Origin of the sequence: Streptomyces peucetius (assembly GCF_025854275.1) — a bacterium.
GTDB classification, from domain to species: domain Bacteria; phylum Actinomycetota; class Actinomycetes; order Streptomycetales; family Streptomycetaceae; genus Streptomyces; species Streptomyces peucetius_A.
This window is the reverse complement of the sequence record NZ_CP107567.1, coordinates 1,983,955-2,001,686: the sequence shown is the minus strand read 5'-3', so window position 1 is coordinate 2,001,686 and position 17,732 is coordinate 1,983,955. Positions and strand designations below refer to the sequence as shown.

The following is a 17,732-nucleotide window of genomic DNA, read 5'->3' as shown; positions in this document are numbered from 1 at the left end:
GAGGGCGGGAGCCGTGGCACGGGTGCCGGGCCGGGGCGGACCCGGGCGGCACGCGAATCGGGGGAGGGCGCGTGACGCCGCAGGACGAGACGGAGCGTCGGCCGGGACGGCGGAGGCAATAGGGTGGGCGCAGGCCAGCCAGCAACATCGCCCGAGGAGCCAACTGCCGTGTCGGAACCGTCCCCCACCGGTGGGGAGACCCCACCGCGCCCCTCTCGCGCCTCTGTCCGCACCGCCGTGGTCTGGGAGGTCCTCAAGGACGCCCTCGACCGCCGGGTCAAGGCGACCGGGACGGACCACCTGGACATCCTCGACACCGGCGGCGGCACCGGTAAGTTCGCGGTGCCCGCCGCCCGGCTCGGCCACCGCGTCACCGTCGTCGACCCCAGCCCGAACGCCCTGTTCGCCCTCGAGCGCCGGGCAGCGGAGGCCGGGGTCGCCGACCTGGTGCGCGGCGTCCAGGGAGACATTCACGGCCTCTTCGACGTGGTCGAGCGCGGCGGGTACGACGCCGTCCTGTGCCACGGCGTCCTGGAGTACGTCGACGACCCCGACGAGGGCGTGCGCAACGCCGTCGAGGCGCTGCGCCCCGGCGGAGCGCTCAGCCTGCTCGCCGCCGGGCTCGGCGGTGCCGTCATCGCCCGCGCCCTCGCCGGTCACTTCAACGACGCCCGGCAGGCGCTGAGCGACCCCGACGGCCGCTGGGGCACGGGCGATCCGGTGCCCCGCCGCTTCACGGCCGAGCAGCTCACCGACGCCGTCACGCGGGCCGGTGTGGAGGTGGGCGCGGTGCACGGTGTGCGGGTCTTCGCCGACCTCGTCCCCGGCGTTCTGGTGGACACCGAGCCCGGTGCTCTGGAGGCCTTGCTGAAGCTGGAGGCGGCGGCCGCCGAGCTGCCCGCCTTCCATTCGGTCGCGACCCAGCTGCACGTCCTGGGCGAGAAGCGCGGCTGATCAGGGGCGCAGCCGCAGATGGAGTACGCCACAGACCCTCCGCCGGCGGGATTCGCACCGTATGATCGGGGGACACCATCCGGCATGACGGATCGGAGGTTGGGGAATCAACGCCTCAGCACCCGATCGGGCATGGCGGCCCGGAATGGCGTTTGCGAGAGGGCGGGTTTCACGGGGGCGAATCCCTGCCTATCCTGAAAGGGCCGCTACCGGTCGTCCCCGCGACCGACGACGAGGAGGACTCCGTGCCGCTCTCGGAGCACGAGCAGCGAATGCTCGAGCAGATGGAGCGAGCGCTGTACGCCGAAGATCCCAAGTTCGCGACAGCGCTTGAGGGAAGCGGGCTGCGTACGTACACCCGGCGACGGGTCTACCAGGCAGTCGCAGGCTTCCTGGTGGGTATCGCGCTCCTCATGGCCGGAATGGTCGCCCAGCAGATCTGGATCAGTGTGGTGGGCTTCCTCGTGATGCTCGGCTGTGCGGTTCTCGCGATCACGGGCTGGCGCAAAGCGCCGAAGCCGGGCGAACAGCAGGCCTCCGGTGAGCAGGGGCGTCGAAGGTCTCACCAGCACAGATCGATGATGAGCCGGATCGAGGAGCGGTGGCAGCGCCGCCGCGACGAACAGGGTGGACAAGGCGGCCACTGAGGTCCGCGAGGCCACAGACCTGTACAGGATCCGACCGGAACACATGTGAGGGGCGACGCTCGTGGAGCGTCGCCCCTCACACATGTCCTCACGAGCTGCGCATGTGCCTGCTCCGCACACGCGCCCGGGAGCGACTGCGCACACACTCCTGTGCACTCCGTGCGGGGGCCGTCGCGCGGGGGAGCGCCGCCGAGTGGATGCCGGGCCGCTCCGGTGCCGGACCCTTGCCGCTCCCGTACCGGACCCGCGAGCCCGGTACGGGAGCGACCCCGGCGTCTCAGCCCCGCTGCCGCGACGGGCGCCGCAGCGTCTGTGCCCACCGGTTCAGCCGCAGCTGCCGCACGCGCCACCGGTCCGTCACGGCCGACCAGCGTTCCGAGAGCGCCCATACGACGCGGACGGAGGAGCGGGGCAGCAGAAGGGCTCGCATCCGGGTCCGGAAGCCCACGGCTTTGATCAGTCCCGCCTGGATCCGCCGGGCGTCTTCCGCGAGACCCGTACCGGGCTTCGGTACGGGCGCGTAGAGGACCTGCTCCACGGAGCGGGCCATCCGGTGCACGGCGGCAGCGGGCTCGTCCTCCAGCTTGCCCAGCCTGACGATGCGTGCCGCCGCCTTGCGGGGCGTCAGTGAATCGTCGGGGAGGACGCCCACGTCCCACGCGGAGTCCGTGACCTCCTGCCATATCGCCAGCGTCCGGGCGGGATCGGCCACGGCCGTACGTCCGGCCACCGCACCGCCCCGCGCGTCGAGAGACACGGAGCCCTCCCCGGAGGGGCCGGGGTCCGAACCGCGTGCGCGTGGCTCGTCCTTCGCCGCCCGGCCCGGGGAGCCGGCCAGCCTCCTGGACCGCGTCACGATCCGCCACAGCAGCGGCACCGACAGCAGCAGCAGTCCGGCCCCGACACCCAAGGCGGTCAGCAGCACCGTGCCCAGCGACGAGTCGTCGGCCTGCGGGGGCTGCACGTCACGCGGATCGGCGGCGCCGCACTCGCCCAGCTGCCGTTCGTGCCGGGGACAGGCGTCGTCCGGCCGGTCCGACTGCTCGGGGGCGGCCGAAGTGCCCTGCTCCGGGCGCGCCGGATCCGAGGGACCCCCGACGGGCGTCTGCTCCTGGGTGTACTCGGGCCTGGATCCACGGCTCGGCGTCGGTTCGAAACGGGTCCACCCCACACCCTCGAAGTACAGCTCCGGCCAGGCGTGGGCATCGCGCAGACCGACCGACACCGTGCCGTCCGACTGAGTGGTGCCCGGCTGGAAGCCCACGGCGACACGGGCGGGGATGCCCAGAGTGCGGGCCATCGCGGCCATCGAGAAGGAGAAGTGGACGCAGAAGCCTTCCTTCTGCTTCAGGAAGCGGCTGATCGCGGTGACGCCCGTACCCGACCGGACGTCGGTGTCGTAGGTGAAGCCGCCGTCGACCGAGAACCAGTCCTCGAGCTTCTCCGCCCGCTCGTAGTCGTTGGCCGCGCCCCTGGTCACCGTGCGCGCCGCCTGCCGGACGTCGTCCGGGAGCACGTCGGGGACCCGGGTGTACTCCTGGAGCAGCGCGGCGGGCGCCGCGGGCGCGGCGGCCAGCTGCTCCTGGGTCGGCTGCACGATCAGGCTGTTGACCGAGTACTGCGCACCGGCCGTGGTCTGGTCGCGGTCGCCCACGAGGGTCCGTCCGGTGGGCTCGTAGCGCCAGCGCCCCTCGATGGCCACCGTCGTCGCCGGGAAGGGCATCGGCAGCCAGTTCTGCTTGTACGAACCGGCCGCGGAGAGATTCGTCCGGACCTCGGTGACCTGGACCGACGGGCTCAGGCCGGCCGGCTCGGGCAACCGCTCCGGCACACCGGTGACCTTGCGCTCGGAGGAGCGCCACGACGTGCCGTCGAACCGGTCGAGGGCAAGGATCCGCAGATACATGTCCTGGTCGGCGGGCGCGTTGCTGCGGTACCGCAGCACCTCACGGTTCTGCGGCTGGTTCAGGTTGTCCTGCAGCGAGACCAGGGGGTTGACGGCCGAGATCGTGCCGCCGCCTCCTCCGACCCCGCCACCGGGGCCGTTGCCCACGCCGCCGATCAGCCCGCCGTCCAGCGCGGGCAGCGCCGCCGGCACCACGAGCGCGATGCCGAGCGCGAGCACGCCGATCCGGCGGCCGGCGCGGACCGGTGCCTGCGGCCGGTCCTCCGCCTGGTCGAGGCCGCCCGTGGAACGGTTCTTGGCCGTCGTGGCGCCGCCGAACACGCGCCCCCACTGGGACAGCCGGTCCCGGCCCTCCGCGAGCAGCAGCACCAGATAGCCGGAGGCCGCCAGGAGGAACCACAGCCAGCCGGCGCCGCCGCCGGACAGCCCGGCGGCCACCGAGTAGAGCGCCAGCAGCGGCAGACCGGCCGGGGCCGCGCTGCGGAACGTCACCGCCAGTGCGTCGACCGCGAGGCCGATCAGCAGGACACCGCCGATCACCATGAGCCTGATGCCGTCGGTCGCCGGGGCCGGGATCGCGTATCGGCCCACGTCGTCGGCGCCGGCCCGCAGCAGCTCGCCGAAGTGGGCGAAGGCGTCGGGTCCCGGCAGCACACCGAGGAAGCTCTGGTCACGTGCGAAGACGAGGGTGAGCACCAGCAGGGTGACCAGCGCCTGCACGGCCACGGTCAGCGGCCTGGCCAGCGGCCCCCGCCGGGCGAGCGCGCCGACCCCGGTCTGGACCGCCAGCAGGAACGCCGCCTGGAACATCCAGTTGGGCGGGTCCACCAGTGGCAGCAGGGCCCCCGCCGCCATCAGCGTGGCGGCGAAGGCGCACACCGCGAGCCTTCCGCGACCGCTCATGACCAACCTCCCGACGAACCGTACGCACCGGTGCCGGACGGCTCGGCGCGCTCCCGTGCCGCCTGCTGCCACAGATCCGCGAGCCGCGCGCCGGGCGGCACGGCGAGCGCCGTCCACCCCGCCTCCCGCAGCTGCCGCAGCCGCTTCTCGACCGGGCCGGGCACCGCGCCGCCGGTCAGCCACGTACCGCTGTCGAGCACGAACGCCACCGCGGAGCCGCTGCGCCGGCGCATCCGGGCGGCCAGCGCGGTCTGCTCGTCGTCGAGGTCGCCGAAGAAGGCGATCAGCAGCCCTTCGTTCGTGCCGCGCAGCACGTCGCACGAGCGGGACAGGCCGGCCCCGTCGGAGTGGTCCACGACGGAGAGCGTGTCCATCATCGTCCCGGCGGCGTCCGCGGACTCCTGCGACGAACCGGCGAACCCGTCGGCGCCCTGACCGGGCACCGCACTCCCGGTGTCCGTCAGCAGCCGCACGGCGAAGCCGCGTTCCAGCAGGTGCATCAGGGCGGAGGCCGTGCCGGACACCGCCCACTCGAACGCCGAGTCCGGCCCGGCACCCTGATACGCCACCTGCCGGGTGTCCAGCAGCACGGTGCACCGGGCCCGCTGCGGCTGCTCCTCGCGCCGGACCATCAGCTCCCCGTACCGCGCGGTGGAGCGCCAGTGCACCCGGCGCAGGTCGTCGCCGTAGCGGTAGGTGCGCGGGATGATGTCGTCGTCGCCGGCGAGGGCCAGCGAGCGCTGGGAGCCGTCGCCGTACCCGGAGGCCTCACCGGCGAGCCGGACGGCGGGCAGCGCCTCGGTGCGCGGGACGACCGTGAGGGTGTCGAACGCGCTGAACGACCGGGCGAGTTCGCACATGCCGAACGGATCGGTCAGCCGCAGCTGGAGCGGACCCAGCGGGTAACGGCCCCGCAGGTCCGAGCGGACCCGGTAGGAGACCTCGCGGCGCCCGCCCGCCTCGACCCGGTCGAGCACGAACCGGGGCCGCGGACCCAGCACGTACGGCACGTGGTCCTGGAGCATCAGCAGACCGGTCGGCATCCGGGAGACGTTGTCCATGCGCAGATGGACCCGCGCCTCCGAACCCGCGGGCACCCGGCCGGGCGACAGCCGCCGGCTGGTCGCGACCCGGTAGCGGGTCCGGTACAGCACGGCCACGCAGATCAGCGGCAGCCCGGCGAGCAGCAGCCCGACACGCAGAAGGTCGCCCTGACCGAGGACGTAGGCGCAGGCGGCGGCCGCCACACCGGCCGCGAGGAACGAGCGGCCGCGGGTGGTGAGCCCGCCGAGCGCCGCCCGTACCCCGCCGGTGTTCCTGCCTTCCGGGACCGGCGGGGCATCGGGCCCTGCAGCCGTCATCACAGCCGCCGGGCGCCGGACTGCTGGCCGTAGAACGCCGGCCGGTCCGGGCCGCCGCCGACGTACGAGCCCTCGGCGTTGCCGGTCGTGGGCACCGGGGTGCGCTGGACGATGTCGAGCACGACCTGCTCGGCGGTCCGGCGGTTCAGCTGTGCCTGCGCCGTCGGCAGCAGCCGGTGCGCGAGCACCTGCACGGCGAGCGCCTGCACATCGTCCGGCAGGGCGTACTCGCGGCCGCTGAGGGCGGCGGACGCCTTCGCGGCGCGCAGCAGGTGCAGCGTGGCGCGCGGGGAAGCGCCGAGCCTGAGGTCGGGGTGGCTGCGCGTCGCCGAGACGAGCTCCACCGCGTACCGGCGGACGGACTCGGCGACGTGCACGGCGCGCACGGCCTCGATCAGCTTCACGATGTCGTGGGCGTGCGCCACGGGCTGCAGATCGTCCAGCGGGGAGACCCCGCCGTGCACGTCGAGCATCTGGAGTTCCGCGGCGGCGCTGGGGTAGCCGATCGAGACGCGCGCCATGAAGCGGTCGCGCTGCGCCTCGGGCAGCGGATAGGTGCCCTCCATCTCCACCGGGTTCTGCGTGGCCACCACCATGAAGGGGTTGGGCAGTTCGTAACTGTGCCCGTCGATGGTGACCTGGCGTTCCTCCATCGACTCCAGCAGCGCCGACTGCGTCTTGGGCGACGCGCGGTTGATCTCGTCGCCGATCACGATCTGGGCGAAGATCGCGCCCGGTTTGAATTCGAACTCACGGTGCTGCTGGTCGAAGATCGACACACCGGTGACGTCGGACGGCAGCAGGTCCGGCGTGAACTGGATGCGCCGTACGGAACAGTCGATGGATCGCGCCAGCGTCTTGGCCAGCATCGTCTTGCCCACACCGGGGACATCTTCGATGAGCAGATGTCCTTCCGCGAGCAACACGGTCAGCGAAAGCCGTACGACCTCCGGCTTGCCCTCGATCACGCTCTCGACCGACCTGCGGACGCGATCCGCTGTGGTGGTCAGATCCGTGAGGCTCGCTCGATCGTCATAGGTCGTCACCCGGCCCTCCTCGGCCCGTTCATAGGGCCGGTGCCTTCAGACGGCACGGCCCACCCCGAAACACGGACACCGCTTCCGGAGGGTCCGGAAGCACGTCCCACAGGCATTCTTGTTTGCGTTCCCGTGTTGTGTCACTTGCCTGTGGACAAGTGGGCGGGATATGTCAGGGTTGAGCCGTTTCGTCAGGTGCCCGGCTGCTCACTCAGCGGGGTCGATCTCCCTCAGCAGCCCTGTCGTGACGTCGAAGACGAAGCCGCGGATGTCGTCGGAGTGCAGCAGGAACGGCGAGGTGCGCACCCGCTGCATCGACTGGCGGACGTCCTGGTCGACGTCGCGGAACGCCTCGACCGCCCACGCGGGCCGCTGCCCGACCTCCTCCTCCAGCTCCATACGGAATTCCTCGGTGATCGTCTCAAGACCGCAGCCGGTGTGGTGCACGAGGATCACGCTGCGGGTGCCCAGGGCGCGCTGGCTGATGGTCAGGGAGCGGATCACGTCGTCCGTGACCACGCCGCCGGCGTTGCGGATCGTGTGACAGTCGCCGAGATCGAGCCCGAGCGCGGCGTGCAGGTCCAGCCGGGCGTCCATGCACGCGACCACGGCGACCTTGAGCACCGGGCGGGCGTCCATGCCCGGGTCCTGGAACTGGGCGGCGTACTTCCGGTTCGCTTCGACAAGACGATCGGTGACGGTTCCGCCGGTACGCACGGCGTCGGTGGCGGGCTGGTGCGCAGAAGTCGACATGCAATGAAGGTAACCGGTCACCGCCGCCGACGGCCCGGTGTGAGAGCGGACAAAAGAACGTCAACGACCCGGCCTGTGAGGTAACCCACAAGCCTGACACGGCGGTCCGTGCGACGCGCTGGCCGGTTGATTGACCGGCCGGACCAGTGCACTAAAGTGACGCGAAGTTCACGGACACCAACCGCACAACCGGTGGTTTCCCGCACAATTCCCCGCGTGCGCGGCGTACGCACGGCCCGGCCATGACCCGCCCGCGCCGGATCTGAGAGGGCGCATGAGCCAGACCCGACACGTCCCGGTGATGCTCCAGCGGTGCCTGGACATGCTGGCCCCCGCGCTTCAGGAGCCGGGCGGTGTCGTCGTCGACTGCACCCTCGGCCTCGGCGGCCACAGCCAGGCCCTGCTCGAGCGTTTCCCCGGGACGCGGCTCGTCGCGCTCGACCGGGACAAGGAGGCGCTGCGCCTCTCGGGCGAACGGCTCGCCCCGTTCGGCGAGCGCGCGACGCTGGTGCACGCCGTCTACGACGAGCTGCCCGAGGTCCTCGCCCGTCTCGGCATCCCCAAGGTGCAGGGCGTGCTGTTCGACCTCGGCGTCTCCTCCATGCAGCTCGACGAGGCCGACCGGGGCTTCGCCTACGCCCAGGACGCCCCGCTCGACATGCGCATGGACCAGACCACCGGCCTCAGCGCCGCCGAGGTCCTCAACACCTACCCGCCCGGCGAACTGGTACGGATCCTGCGTGCCTACGGCGAGGAGAAGCAGGCCAAGCGGATCGTGTCCGCCATCGTGCGGGAGCGCGAGAAGGAGCCCTTCACCAACAGCGCCCGGCTCGTCGAACTCATCCGCGACGCACTGCCCCAGGCCGCCAAGCGCACCGGCGGCAACCCGGCCAAGCGCACCTTCCAGGCCCTGCGCATCGAGGTCAACGGCGAGCTGTCCGTCCTCGAGCGGGCCATCCCCGCCGCGGTCTCCTCGCTCGCCGTCGGCGGCCGGATCGCCGTCCTCTCGTACCACTCCCTCGAGGACCGGCTGGTCAAGCAGGTCTTCGCGGCCGGCGCCGCGAACACCGCCCCGCCCGGACTGCCCGTCGTCCCCGAGCGGTACCAGCCCAGGCTGAAACTGCTGACCCGCGGAGCGGAGCTGCCCACCGAGGAAGAGGTCACGCAGAACCGCCGCGCGGCCCCGGCGCGTCTGAGGGGGGCAGAGCGCATCCGGGAGGACGTCGCGTGAACGCGGCTAACCGGGAAACGCGCACGGCCGACGGAGCCCCGAAGGGGAGGACACCTTGAGCACACCGGCCAAGCAGCTGAAGGGATCGGCCGCGCGACTCGCGCGGCTGATGCCGGCGGGGCCGAGCACCGCGGCCCGCGCACCCTTCGTCCTGCTGGTCGTGCTCATCCTGTCCGGCGGGCTGATCACCCTCCTGCTGCTGAACTCGTCGCTCAGCCAGGGATCGTTCGAGCTGAGCGAGCTCAAGAAGAAGACAGACGAACTCACCGACGAGCAGCAGGCGCTGCAACGGGACGTCGACCGCCGGTCGGCCCCCGACGCCCTCGAGCGCCGGGCCCGCGAGCTCGGCATGGTGCCCGGCGGCGGCCCCGCCTTCCTCGGCCCGGACGGCAAGGTCCTCGGCGTACCGCAGAAGGCCACCGCGGAGCCCCTGCCGCCCTCACCGCAGCCGTCCGACACCGTCGCCGGCGACCCGTCCGCCGCGCCCTCCGCGCAGGGCGCCGCGCCGTCCGGCACCCCGGCGCAGCCGGACACCGCCGTGTCCCCGCAGACCCAAGGGCTGTCCGGGCCGCCCGCCGGACCCGGCGACACCGGCCCGGCCCCATCCTCCCGTACGTCCCCGCAGCCGAACCCGACGACCTCCGGCAGGTGACGCAGTGCCCTCCAAGGAACCACCGCGGCGCCGGGTGCCAGGCCCGGCACGGCGGCCCTCCGCCCAGAGCTCGAGGCAGCGGCCACGGCGGCCCCCCGCAGGGGCCGGCCGGCCGCGCACCGGACAGCGCCCGGCTCCCCGGCGCGTCCGGCTCGGCAACCCGCGCCCCAGGCTGAGGCTGGTCAGCCTCGGTCTCACTCTGGTCATGCTCGCGTTCGTGGTCAGGCTGCTGCAGGTGCAGGCCGTAGACGCGAGCGCCTACGCGGCCAAGGCGGAGAAGAACCGCTACCTCAGCCACAAGCTCGCCGCCGAACGCGGCGAGATCACCGACCGTGCCGGGATCGCGCTCGCCACCAGTGTCGACGCGCACGACATCACGGCCGACCCGAAGATGTTCACGCCCGAGGACAGCAACTCGCCCAACGCGCCCGAGCAGGCGGCGCAGCTCCTCGCCCCCATCCTCGGCAAGGACCCCGCCGACCTCGCCGAGAAGCTGAAGAAGCCCGGCTCCCGCTACGCCGTGCTGGCCCGCCGCCAGACCCCGCAGGTGTGGAACCAGATCAAGGACCTCAAGGGCGTCTACGCGGAGAAGGCCGCCGCCGACAAACGCAGGGGCGGCCCCGGGGCCAATGTGCTCGCGGGCGTCTTCCAGGAGCCCAGCAGCAAGCGCGTCTACCCCAACGGCGATCTCGCCGCCGGGATACTGGGCTTCGTCAACGCCGCGAACCGGGGCGGCGGCGGCATCGAGTCCATGCTCGACGAGACGCTCGCGGGCAAGGACGGCACCATCACCTACGCCCAGTCCGGCGGCCGCCGCGTGCCCACCGCCACGTCGAGCGAGGTGCCCGCCGTCCCCGGCAGTGACGTCGAGCTCACCATCGACCGAGACATCCAGTGGGCCGCCCAGCAGGCCATGGAGGAGCAGGTCGAGAAGTCGCAGGCCGACCGCGGCTACGTCATCGTGCAGAACACCCGCACCGGCGAGGTCCTCGCCATGGCCAACGCTCCCGGCTACGACCCGAACGACCTCGCCACCATCACCCCGGGAACACTCGGCAACGCCGCCCTCCAGGACGCGTTCGAACCGGGCTCCACCGCCAAGGTGATGTCCATGGCCGCGGTGCTCGAGGAGAAGAAGGCCAGCCCGGGCACTCATGTCGTCGTCCCCAACCGGCTGCACCGCGGCGACCGCCTCTTCAAGGACGACATCGACCATCCCACCTGGTATCTCACCCTCAACGGCGTCCTCGCCAAGTCCAGCAACATCGGCACGATCCTGGCCACCGGGCAACTCGGGGAGACCCAGCCGGAGGCCAACAAGGTGCTCCACTCCTACCTGCGCAAGTTCGGCATCGGCAGCTCGACCGGGCTCGGCTACCCGGGCGAGACCCCGGGCATCCTCGCCGCACCCGAGGACTGGTCCACCTCGCAGCAGTACACGATCCCCTTCGGACAGGGCCTGTCCGTCAACGCCATGCAGGCCGCCTCCGTGTACTCGACCATCGCCAACGGCGGCGTACGCGTCGAACCCACCCTGATCCGCGGCACCAGAGGCCCGGACGGGCGGTTCACACCGGCCGAGGAGCCCGAGAAGACGCGGGTCGTCAGCGAGAAGACCGCCAAGACCCTGGCCGCCATGCTCGAGTCCGTCGTCGATGACGAGGAAGGCACCGGAACCAAGGCCCGCATCCCCGGCTACCGTGTCGCGGGCAAGACCGGAACGGCCAACCGCGTCGACCCCGAACTGGGCGTCTACAAGGGCTACACCGCCTCGTTCGCCGGCTTCGCACCGGCCGACGACCCGCAGATCACCGTCTACTGCGCCATCCAGAACCCCACCAGGGGCAGCTACTTCGGCGGCCAGATCTGCGGACCCATCTACCAAAAGGTCATGGCGTTCGCGCTCAAGACCCTGCGGGTCGCCCCGACCGGCAAGGGACCCGCGAACCTGCCCGTGACCTTCGAACCCGGTGAGTGACCGGAGGTAATCACCAGTGACGACGATCACCCCCGATTCCGGGAACCGACCAGAGGACCGCACCTCATTTTCGCCCGCGCCCGGTGCGCCCGGTACGCTCACCGCCGTGCCACACGCTGATCAGTACCGAACGACCCAGCAGGACGCCGCCCCGAAACACCCGGGAGCGCCCCGTCCTGACCGGCCCCGCCCGACGAAGCTCACGGAGCTCGCGGCCCGGCTGGGGGTGCAGACCCAGGGCGCCGCGGAGATCACCGGCATCACCCACGACTCACGGGCGGTACGCCCCGGCGACCTGTACGCCGCCCTGCCGGGTGCCCGCCTCCACGGCGCCGACTTCGTGGCCCAGGCAGCCGACCTCGGAGCCGCTGCCGTCCTCACCGACAAGACCGGCGCCGAGCGCGCCGCCGCCACCGGCCTTCCGGTGCTCGTCACCGAGGACCCGCGCGGCCGGATGGGCGAACTCGCCGCGGAGATCTACGGCCACCCCGGCAACGACCTGCTGCAGATCGGCATCACCGGCACGTCGGGCAAGACCACGACCGCGTATCTCGTCGAGGGCGGTCTCAAGGCGGCCGGCCGCTCCACGGGCCTCATCGGCACGGTCGAGATGCGCATCGGCGACGAGCGCATCAAGTCGGAGCGCACCACCCCCGAAGCCACCGACCTGCAGGCGCTGTTCGCGGTCATGCGCGAACGCGGCGCCGACTCGGTCGCCATGGAGGTCTCCAGCCACGCCCTGGTGCTCGGCCGGGTCGACGGCTGCGTCTTCGACGTCGCGGTCTTCAACAACCTGAGCCCCGAGCACATGGAATTCCACTCCGACATGGAGGACTACTTCCAGGCGAAGGCGCAGCTGTTCACCCCGCGCCGCAGCCGGAAGGCGGTCGTCAACCTCGACGACGAGTACGGCCGCAGGCTCGTCGACGAGGCCACGGTGCCCGTCACCACGTTCTCCGCCGAGGGCCATCCGGACGCCGACTGGCGCGCCGAGGACGTCGAGGTCGGAACCCGCGGCTCCACCTTCACCGCGGTGGGCCCGGCGGGCGAGCGGGTACGTGCCGAGGCGCCGCTGCCCGGCCCGTTCAACGTCGCCAACACCCTGGCCGCCGTCGTCACCCTCGCCGTCGCCGGGCTCGACCCGCAGACCGCCGCCGACGGAATCGCCGCCGTACCCGGCGTGCCGGGCCGGCTGGAGCGCGTCGACGCCGGCCAGCCGTACCTGGCGGTCGTGGACTACGCGCACAAGACCGACGCCGTCGAATCGGTCCTGCGCTCGCTGCGCAAGGTGACGGAGGGCAGGATCCACATCGTGCTCGGCTGCGGCGGCGACCGCGACCGCACCAAGCGCGGCCCCATGGGCGCCGCGGCCGCGCGACTGGCCGACACCGCCGTACTCACCTCCGACAACCCGCGGGGTGAGGACCCCCTCGCGATCCTCGCCACGATGCTCGCGGGCGCGGCGGAGGTGCCGATCCACGAACGCGGCGACGTGATGGTCCACGAGGACCGGGCCGCCGCCATCGCCGCGGCCGTCGCCCGCGCGGAGGCGGGCGACACCGTGCTCGTCGCGGGCAAGGGCCACGAACAGGGCCAGGACATCGCGGGAGTGATCCGCCCGTTCGACGACCGCCAGGTGCTGCGCGCAGCCATCGAACGCTCGCTCAGCGGCGCAGCCGTCAAGAACAGTCAGGGATGACCCAGTGATCGCCCTCTCCCTCGCCGAGATCGCCGACATCACCGGCGGGCAGTCGCACGACATATCGGATCCGGCCACGCCCGTCACCGGCCCCGTCGTCATCGACTCCCGCGCCGTGGAGCCCGGCAGCCTCTTCGCCGCCTTCCGGGGCGAGAACGTCGACGGCCACGACTACGCGGAGCGCGCGGTGGCCCAGGGCGCGGTGGCCGTGCTGGCCACCCGCCCCCTCGGTGTGCCGGCCATCGTCGTCGACGACGTGCAGAACGCCTTGGGGCGCCTGGCCCGCGCCGTGGTCGGACGCCTCGGCACCCAGGTCGTCGCGCTCACCGGCTCGGCCGGGAAGACCAGCACCAAGGACCTGATCGCCCAGGTGCTCCAGCGCAAGGGCCCCACCGTCTGGACACCCGGCTCCCTCAACAACGAGATCGGTCTGCCCCTCACCGCACTGCGCGCCACCGAGGACACCGAGCATCTGGTGCTGGAGATGGGGGCGCGCGGAATCGGCCATATTCGCTACCTCACCGAGCTGACCCCGCCCACGATCGGCCTCGTCCTGAACGTCGGCACCGCCCACATCGGCGAGTTCGGCGGCCGCGAGCAGATCGCGCAGGCCAAGGGCGAGATGGTGGAGTCGCTGCCGAAGAACGGCGTCGCCGTGCTCAACGCCGACGACCCGCTGGTCCGCGCCATGGCATCCCGCACCGAAGCCCGGGTACTGCTGTTCGGAGAGGCCGACGACGCCGCCGTACGCGCCGAGAATGTCCGGCTCACGGAACACGGGCAACCCACCTTCACGCTCCACACACCCACCGGGTGCAGTGACGTGACCATGCGGCTGTACGGTGAGCACCACGTGTCGAACGCGCTCGCCGCGGCCGCCGTCGCCCATGAGCTGGACATGCCCGTCGACGAGATCGCCCTGGCGCTCTCCGAGGCCGGCACCCTCTCCCGCTGGCGCATGGAGGTCACCGAGCGTCCGGACGGCGTGACGGTCGTCAACGACGCCTACAACGCGAACCCCGAGTCCATGCGTGCCGCGCTGCGTGCGCTGGCCGCCATGGGCGAGGCCGCACGAGCCAAAGGGGGGCGCACGTGGGCGGTGCTCGGCCAGATGGCCGAGCTCGGTGACGAGGCACTCGTCGAGCACGACGCGGTCGGACGGCTCGCCGTCCGGCTCAACGTCGGCAAGCTCGTCGCGGTCGGGGGCAGGGAGGCGTCCTGGATGCAACTGGGCGCATACAACGAGGGTTCGTGGGGTGAGGAGTCGGTGCACGTGTCCGACGCGCAGGCGGCGGTCGACCTGTTGCGCACAGAGTTGCGCCCGGGAGACGTCGTGCTGGTGAAGGCTTCCAGGTCGGTCGGTCTGGAGCGGATCGCACAGGCGCTGCTCGAGGGTCTCGAGGGTGAGGGTGCCGTCCGATGAGGCAGATCCTCTTCGCGGGAGCCATCGGTCTCTTCCTGACGCTGATCGGTACCCCGCTGCTGATCAAGCTGCTGGCCCGCAAGGGATACGGGCAGTTCATCCGTGACGACGGCCCGCGCACCCACGGCAGCAAGAAGGGCACGCCCACCATGGGCGGCATCTCCTTCATCCTGGCCACGCTCATCGCCTACGCGCTCGCCAAGGTGATCACCGGTGAGGATCCGACCTTCTCGGGTGTCCTGGTGCTCTTCCTGATGGCCGGCATGGGCCTGGTCGGCTTCCTCGACGACTACATCAAGATCGTCAAGCAGCGCTCGCTGGGCCTGCGGGCCAAGGCGAAGATGGCCGGCCAGCTGATCGTCGGCATCGCCTTCGCCGTACTGTCACTGCAGTTCGCCGACCAGCGCGGCAACACCCCGGCCTCGACCAAGCTGTCGTTCATCACCGACTTCGGCTGGTCCATCGGCCCAGTGCTGTTCGTCGTCTGGGCGCTGTTCATGATCCTCGCGATGTCGAACGGCGTGAACCTGACGGACGGTCTGGACGGCCTCGCCACCGGCGCGTCGGTGATGGTCTTCGGCGCGTACACCTTCATCGGGCTGTGGCAGTTCCAGGAGTCCTGCGCCAACGCGGTGACCCTGACCAATCCCAACGCCTGCTTCGAGGTACGGGATCCGCTCGACCTCGCGGTCGTCGCCTCGGCCCTGATGGGCTCCTGCTTCGGCTTCCTGTGGTGGAACACCTCACCCGCCAAGATCTTCATGGGCGACACCGGTTCGCTCGCACTCGGCGGCGCGCTCGCGGGCCTCGCGATCTGCTCCCGCACGGAGTTCCTGCTCGCCCTCCTCGGCGGACTGTTCGTCCTCATCACCATGTCCGTGGTGATCCAGGTCGGTTCGTTCAAGATGACCGGCAAGCGGGTCTTCCGGATGGCGCCGCTCCAGCACCACTTCGAACTCAAGGGGTGGTCCGAAGTCCTTGTGGTGGTCCGGTTCTGGATCATTCAGGGCATGTGCGTCATCGTGGGCCTCGGTCTCTTCTACGCGGGATGGGCAGCCGACAAGTGAGCGACTGGCAGGGCAGGAACATCACCGTCGCCGGCCTCGGCGTGAGCGGCATCAGCGCCGCCCGCGCCCTGGCCGGCCTCGGCGCGAAGGTCACCGTCGTGGACGGAGGATCCGGCGAGGCGCACGAGGCGCGCGCGGCCGGGATGGCCGAACTGGGCATCGCCGTGCGCCTCGGTGACGCCGAGACCCTGCCCGCCGGCACCGACCTCGTCGTCACCTCGCCCGGCTGGAAGCCGACCAGCCCGCTCTTCGCCGCGGCGGCGGCCGCCGGTGTCGACGTCGTCGGCGACGTCGAGATCGCCTGGCGGCTGCGCGGCCCCGACGCGGCACCATGGCTGGCGGTCACCGGCACCAACGGCAAGACGACGACCACCCGGATGCTCGCCTCGATCCTGACGGCGGCGGGCCTGCGGACCGCCGCGATCGGCAACATCGGCACGCCGATCGTCGACGTCGTCCTCGGCGACGAGCCGTACGACGTGCTCGCCGTGGAGCTCTCCAGCTACCAGCTGCACTGGGCGCCCTCGCTGCGCGCCCACTCGGCGGCCGTGCTCAACCTCGCGCCCGACCACCTCGACTGGCACGGCTCCATGGAGGCGTACGCCGCCGACAAGGGCCGTATCTACGGGGGCAACACGGTCGCCTGCGTCTACAACGCCGCCGACCCGGCGACCGAGGACCTGGTCCGCGCCGCGGACGTCGAGGAGGGCTGCCGGGCCATCGGCTTCACCCTGGGCACGCCGGGGCCCTCCCAACTCGGCGTCGTGGAAGGCCTCTTGGTCGACCGGGCGTTCGTGGCCGACCGGCAGAAGCAGGCCCAGGAGCTGGCGGAGGTCGCCGACGTCGATCCGCCGGCGCCGCACAACATCGCCAACGCCCTCGCGGCGGCCGCGCTGGCCCGCGCCTTCGGTGTCGAGCCCGCCGCGGTACGGGACGGACTGCGCGCCTTCCGGCCCGACGCACACCGCATCCAGCACATCGCGGACGTGGCGGAGGTCGCCTACGTCGACGACTCCAAGGCCACCAACACGCATGCGGCCCAGGCGTCTCTGGCCGCGTACGAGCCGATCGTGTGGATCGCCGGGGGACTTGCCAAGGGCGCCACCTTCGACGAGCTCGTCACGGCATCGGCGAAGCGGCTGCGGGGTGTCGTCCTCATCGGGGCCGACCGTGCCCTGATCCGGGAAGCCCTCGCGCGACACGCGCCCGAGGTCCCGGTCGTCGACCTCGAGCGGACCGACACTGGGGCGATGTCCGAGGCGGTACGGGAGGCGGCCTCGCTCGCCCGGCCGGGAGACACGGTCCTGCTGGCGCCGGCCTGCGCCTCGATGGACATGTTCACCAACTACAACGAGCGGGGCGAGGCCTTCGCGGAAGCGGTCCGGGCCCTCGCCGACGAGCACGCCTGACAGCCGCGAGGTCCGGCCGGCGCCGGGCACGACTGGAGGGGACAGCGACCATGCCGCCCACCGACGGGCCACTGGCCCCGGGAGATGCCCTCACGTCCTCCACCGCGGGAGCCGTTCCCCCTCCGTCACCACGACGACGTCCGGCCCCGGAGCACGCACCAGCCGTCGCTCCCGTACCGCAGGGGCATGCCCCTGCGCCCTCGCACCCAGCCGCCGACCGTCCGGCTTCGACGCCCTCGGCCCCCCCGGGCCCGCCACACACCGTCCGGCCTGTGCCCACGCCGGCCGCCGACGGCTGCCCCCTGCCCGGGGGCGTCGCCTCGGCGAGGCATGCGGGCCGGATCCCCGCGGCCGCTGCCGCGCCTGCGGCGACGCCGGGCCCCGATGGTGTTGCTCCTGTTTCCGGCGGGCCTGCGGTGGTGCCGGGCGGGCCGCGTGCCGTGGCGGGGACGACGACGCCGGGCCTCGACGGTGTGGCCGCCCCCGTGTCCGGCGGGCCTGTGGCGGTGCCGGGTGTGCCTGAGGTCGTGGCTGGGACGGCGACGCCGGCCCCAGGCGGCTGCACACCGCCCGCCGGCGTTGCCCCGGCGAAGCAGGGCCGGGGCCCCGCGGACGGGCCGCAGAGGGCGGGACGGGGGGACGGGCGCGGCCGCCGCGTCGGTCCGGCGCGAGCAGCCGCCGCCGTCGCCCGTGGCGCGGCGCACGCCGCAGG

At 72.2% G+C, this 17,732-nt stretch carries 13 protein-coding genes; 9 read left to right on the top strand and 4 right to left on the bottom strand.

Features of this window, described 5'->3' with window-relative positions; translation table 11 throughout:
* The first annotated feature begins 237 nt into the window (after window positions 1-237).
* Window positions 238-954, top strand: a complete 717-nt coding sequence (locus tag OGH68_RS09165) for a class I SAM-dependent methyltransferase (RefSeq protein ID WP_413471094.1) — start codon at window positions 238-240, stop codon at window positions 952-954.
* A gap of 245 nt (window positions 955-1,199) precedes the next feature.
* Complete coding sequence (locus tag OGH68_RS09160) at window positions 1,200-1,601, top strand: DUF3040 domain-containing protein (RefSeq protein WP_264242844.1); 402 nt, start codon at window positions 1,200-1,202, stop codon at window positions 1,599-1,601.
* Between the two features lie 277 nt (window positions 1,602-1,878).
* On the opposite strand, the gene OGH68_RS09155 is transcribed toward OGH68_RS09160, so the two are convergent.
* The 4 genes from OGH68_RS09155 to OGH68_RS09140 all read right to left on the bottom strand — a co-directional run bounded on the left by OGH68_RS09155 (window position 1,879) and on the right by OGH68_RS09140 (window position 7,561).
* Window positions 1,879-4,410, bottom strand: a complete 2,532-nt coding sequence (locus tag OGH68_RS09155; protein ID WP_264242843.1) for a DUF3488 and transglutaminase-like domain-containing protein — start codon at window positions 4,408-4,410, stop codon at window positions 1,879-1,881.
* Window positions 4,407-5,771, bottom strand: a complete 1,365-nt coding sequence (locus OGH68_RS09150; protein ID WP_264242842.1) for a DUF58 domain-containing protein — start codon at window positions 5,769-5,771, stop codon at window positions 4,407-4,409. The genes OGH68_RS09155 and OGH68_RS09150 overlap by 4 nt, the downstream gene beginning before the upstream one ends.
* Window positions 5,771-6,817, bottom strand: coding sequence for an AAA family ATPase (locus OGH68_RS09145; protein WP_264242841.1), 1,047 nt, complete (start codon window positions 6,815-6,817; stop codon window positions 5,771-5,773). Before OGH68_RS09145 ends, OGH68_RS09150 begins: the two co-directional genes overlap by 1 nt.
* Before the next feature lie 198 nt (window positions 6,818-7,015).
* Window positions 7,016-7,561, bottom strand: coding sequence for a beta-class carbonic anhydrase (locus OGH68_RS09140; protein ID WP_264242840.1), 546 nt, complete (start codon window positions 7,559-7,561; stop codon window positions 7,016-7,018).
* A 274-nt stretch (window positions 7,562-7,835) separates the two neighbouring features.
* Between OGH68_RS09140 and rsmH the strand changes: the two genes are divergently transcribed.
* From rsmH to murD, 7 genes are read left to right on the top strand one after another with little or no spacing between them, the layout of a single operon-like run.
* Entirely contained in the window at window positions 7,836-8,792 is a 957-nt protein-coding gene (rsmH, locus tag OGH68_RS09135) for a 16S rRNA (cytosine(1402)-N(4))-methyltransferase RsmH (RefSeq protein ID WP_264242839.1), read from the top strand.
* Between the two features lie 55 nt (window positions 8,793-8,847).
* Window positions 8,848-9,444 carry a septum formation initiator family protein gene (locus OGH68_RS09130; protein ID WP_264242838.1) on the top strand — a complete coding sequence of 199 codons (597 nt, stop codon included), beginning with the start codon at window positions 8,848-8,850 and terminating at the stop codon, window positions 9,442-9,444.
* 4 nt (window positions 9,445-9,448) lie between these two features.
* Window positions 9,449-11,422 (top strand): peptidoglycan D,D-transpeptidase FtsI family protein, encoded by a 1,974-nt coding sequence (locus OGH68_RS09125; protein WP_264242837.1) that lies wholly within the window; start codon window positions 9,449-9,451, stop codon window positions 11,420-11,422.
* Window positions 11,423-11,438: 16 nt separating this feature from the next.
* Window positions 11,439-13,121, top strand: coding sequence for a UDP-N-acetylmuramoyl-L-alanyl-D-glutamate--2,6-diaminopimelate ligase (locus OGH68_RS09120; protein WP_264242836.1), 1,683 nt, complete (start codon window positions 11,439-11,441; stop codon window positions 13,119-13,121).
* A 4-nt stretch (window positions 13,122-13,125) separates the two neighbouring features.
* On the top strand, window positions 13,126-14,544 hold the full coding sequence (locus OGH68_RS09115; RefSeq protein ID WP_264242835.1) for a UDP-N-acetylmuramoyl-tripeptide--D-alanyl-D-alanine ligase: 1,419 nt from the start codon (window positions 13,126-13,128) through the stop codon (window positions 14,542-14,544).
* The gene (gene mraY, locus OGH68_RS09110; protein ID WP_264242834.1) at window positions 14,541-15,611 is read left to right on the top strand and encodes a phospho-N-acetylmuramoyl-pentapeptide-transferase; all 1,071 of its coding nucleotides are present in this window, start codon (window positions 14,541-14,543) and stop codon (window positions 15,609-15,611) included. The genes OGH68_RS09115 and mraY overlap by 4 nt, the downstream gene beginning before the upstream one ends.
* Window positions 15,593-17,020, top strand: a complete 1,428-nt coding sequence (gene murD / locus OGH68_RS09105; RefSeq protein ID WP_264242833.1) for a UDP-N-acetylmuramoyl-L-alanine--D-glutamate ligase — start codon at window positions 15,593-15,595, stop codon at window positions 17,018-17,020. Before mraY ends, murD begins: the two co-directional genes overlap by 19 nt.
* Window positions 17,021-17,732: the final 712 nt, after the last annotated feature.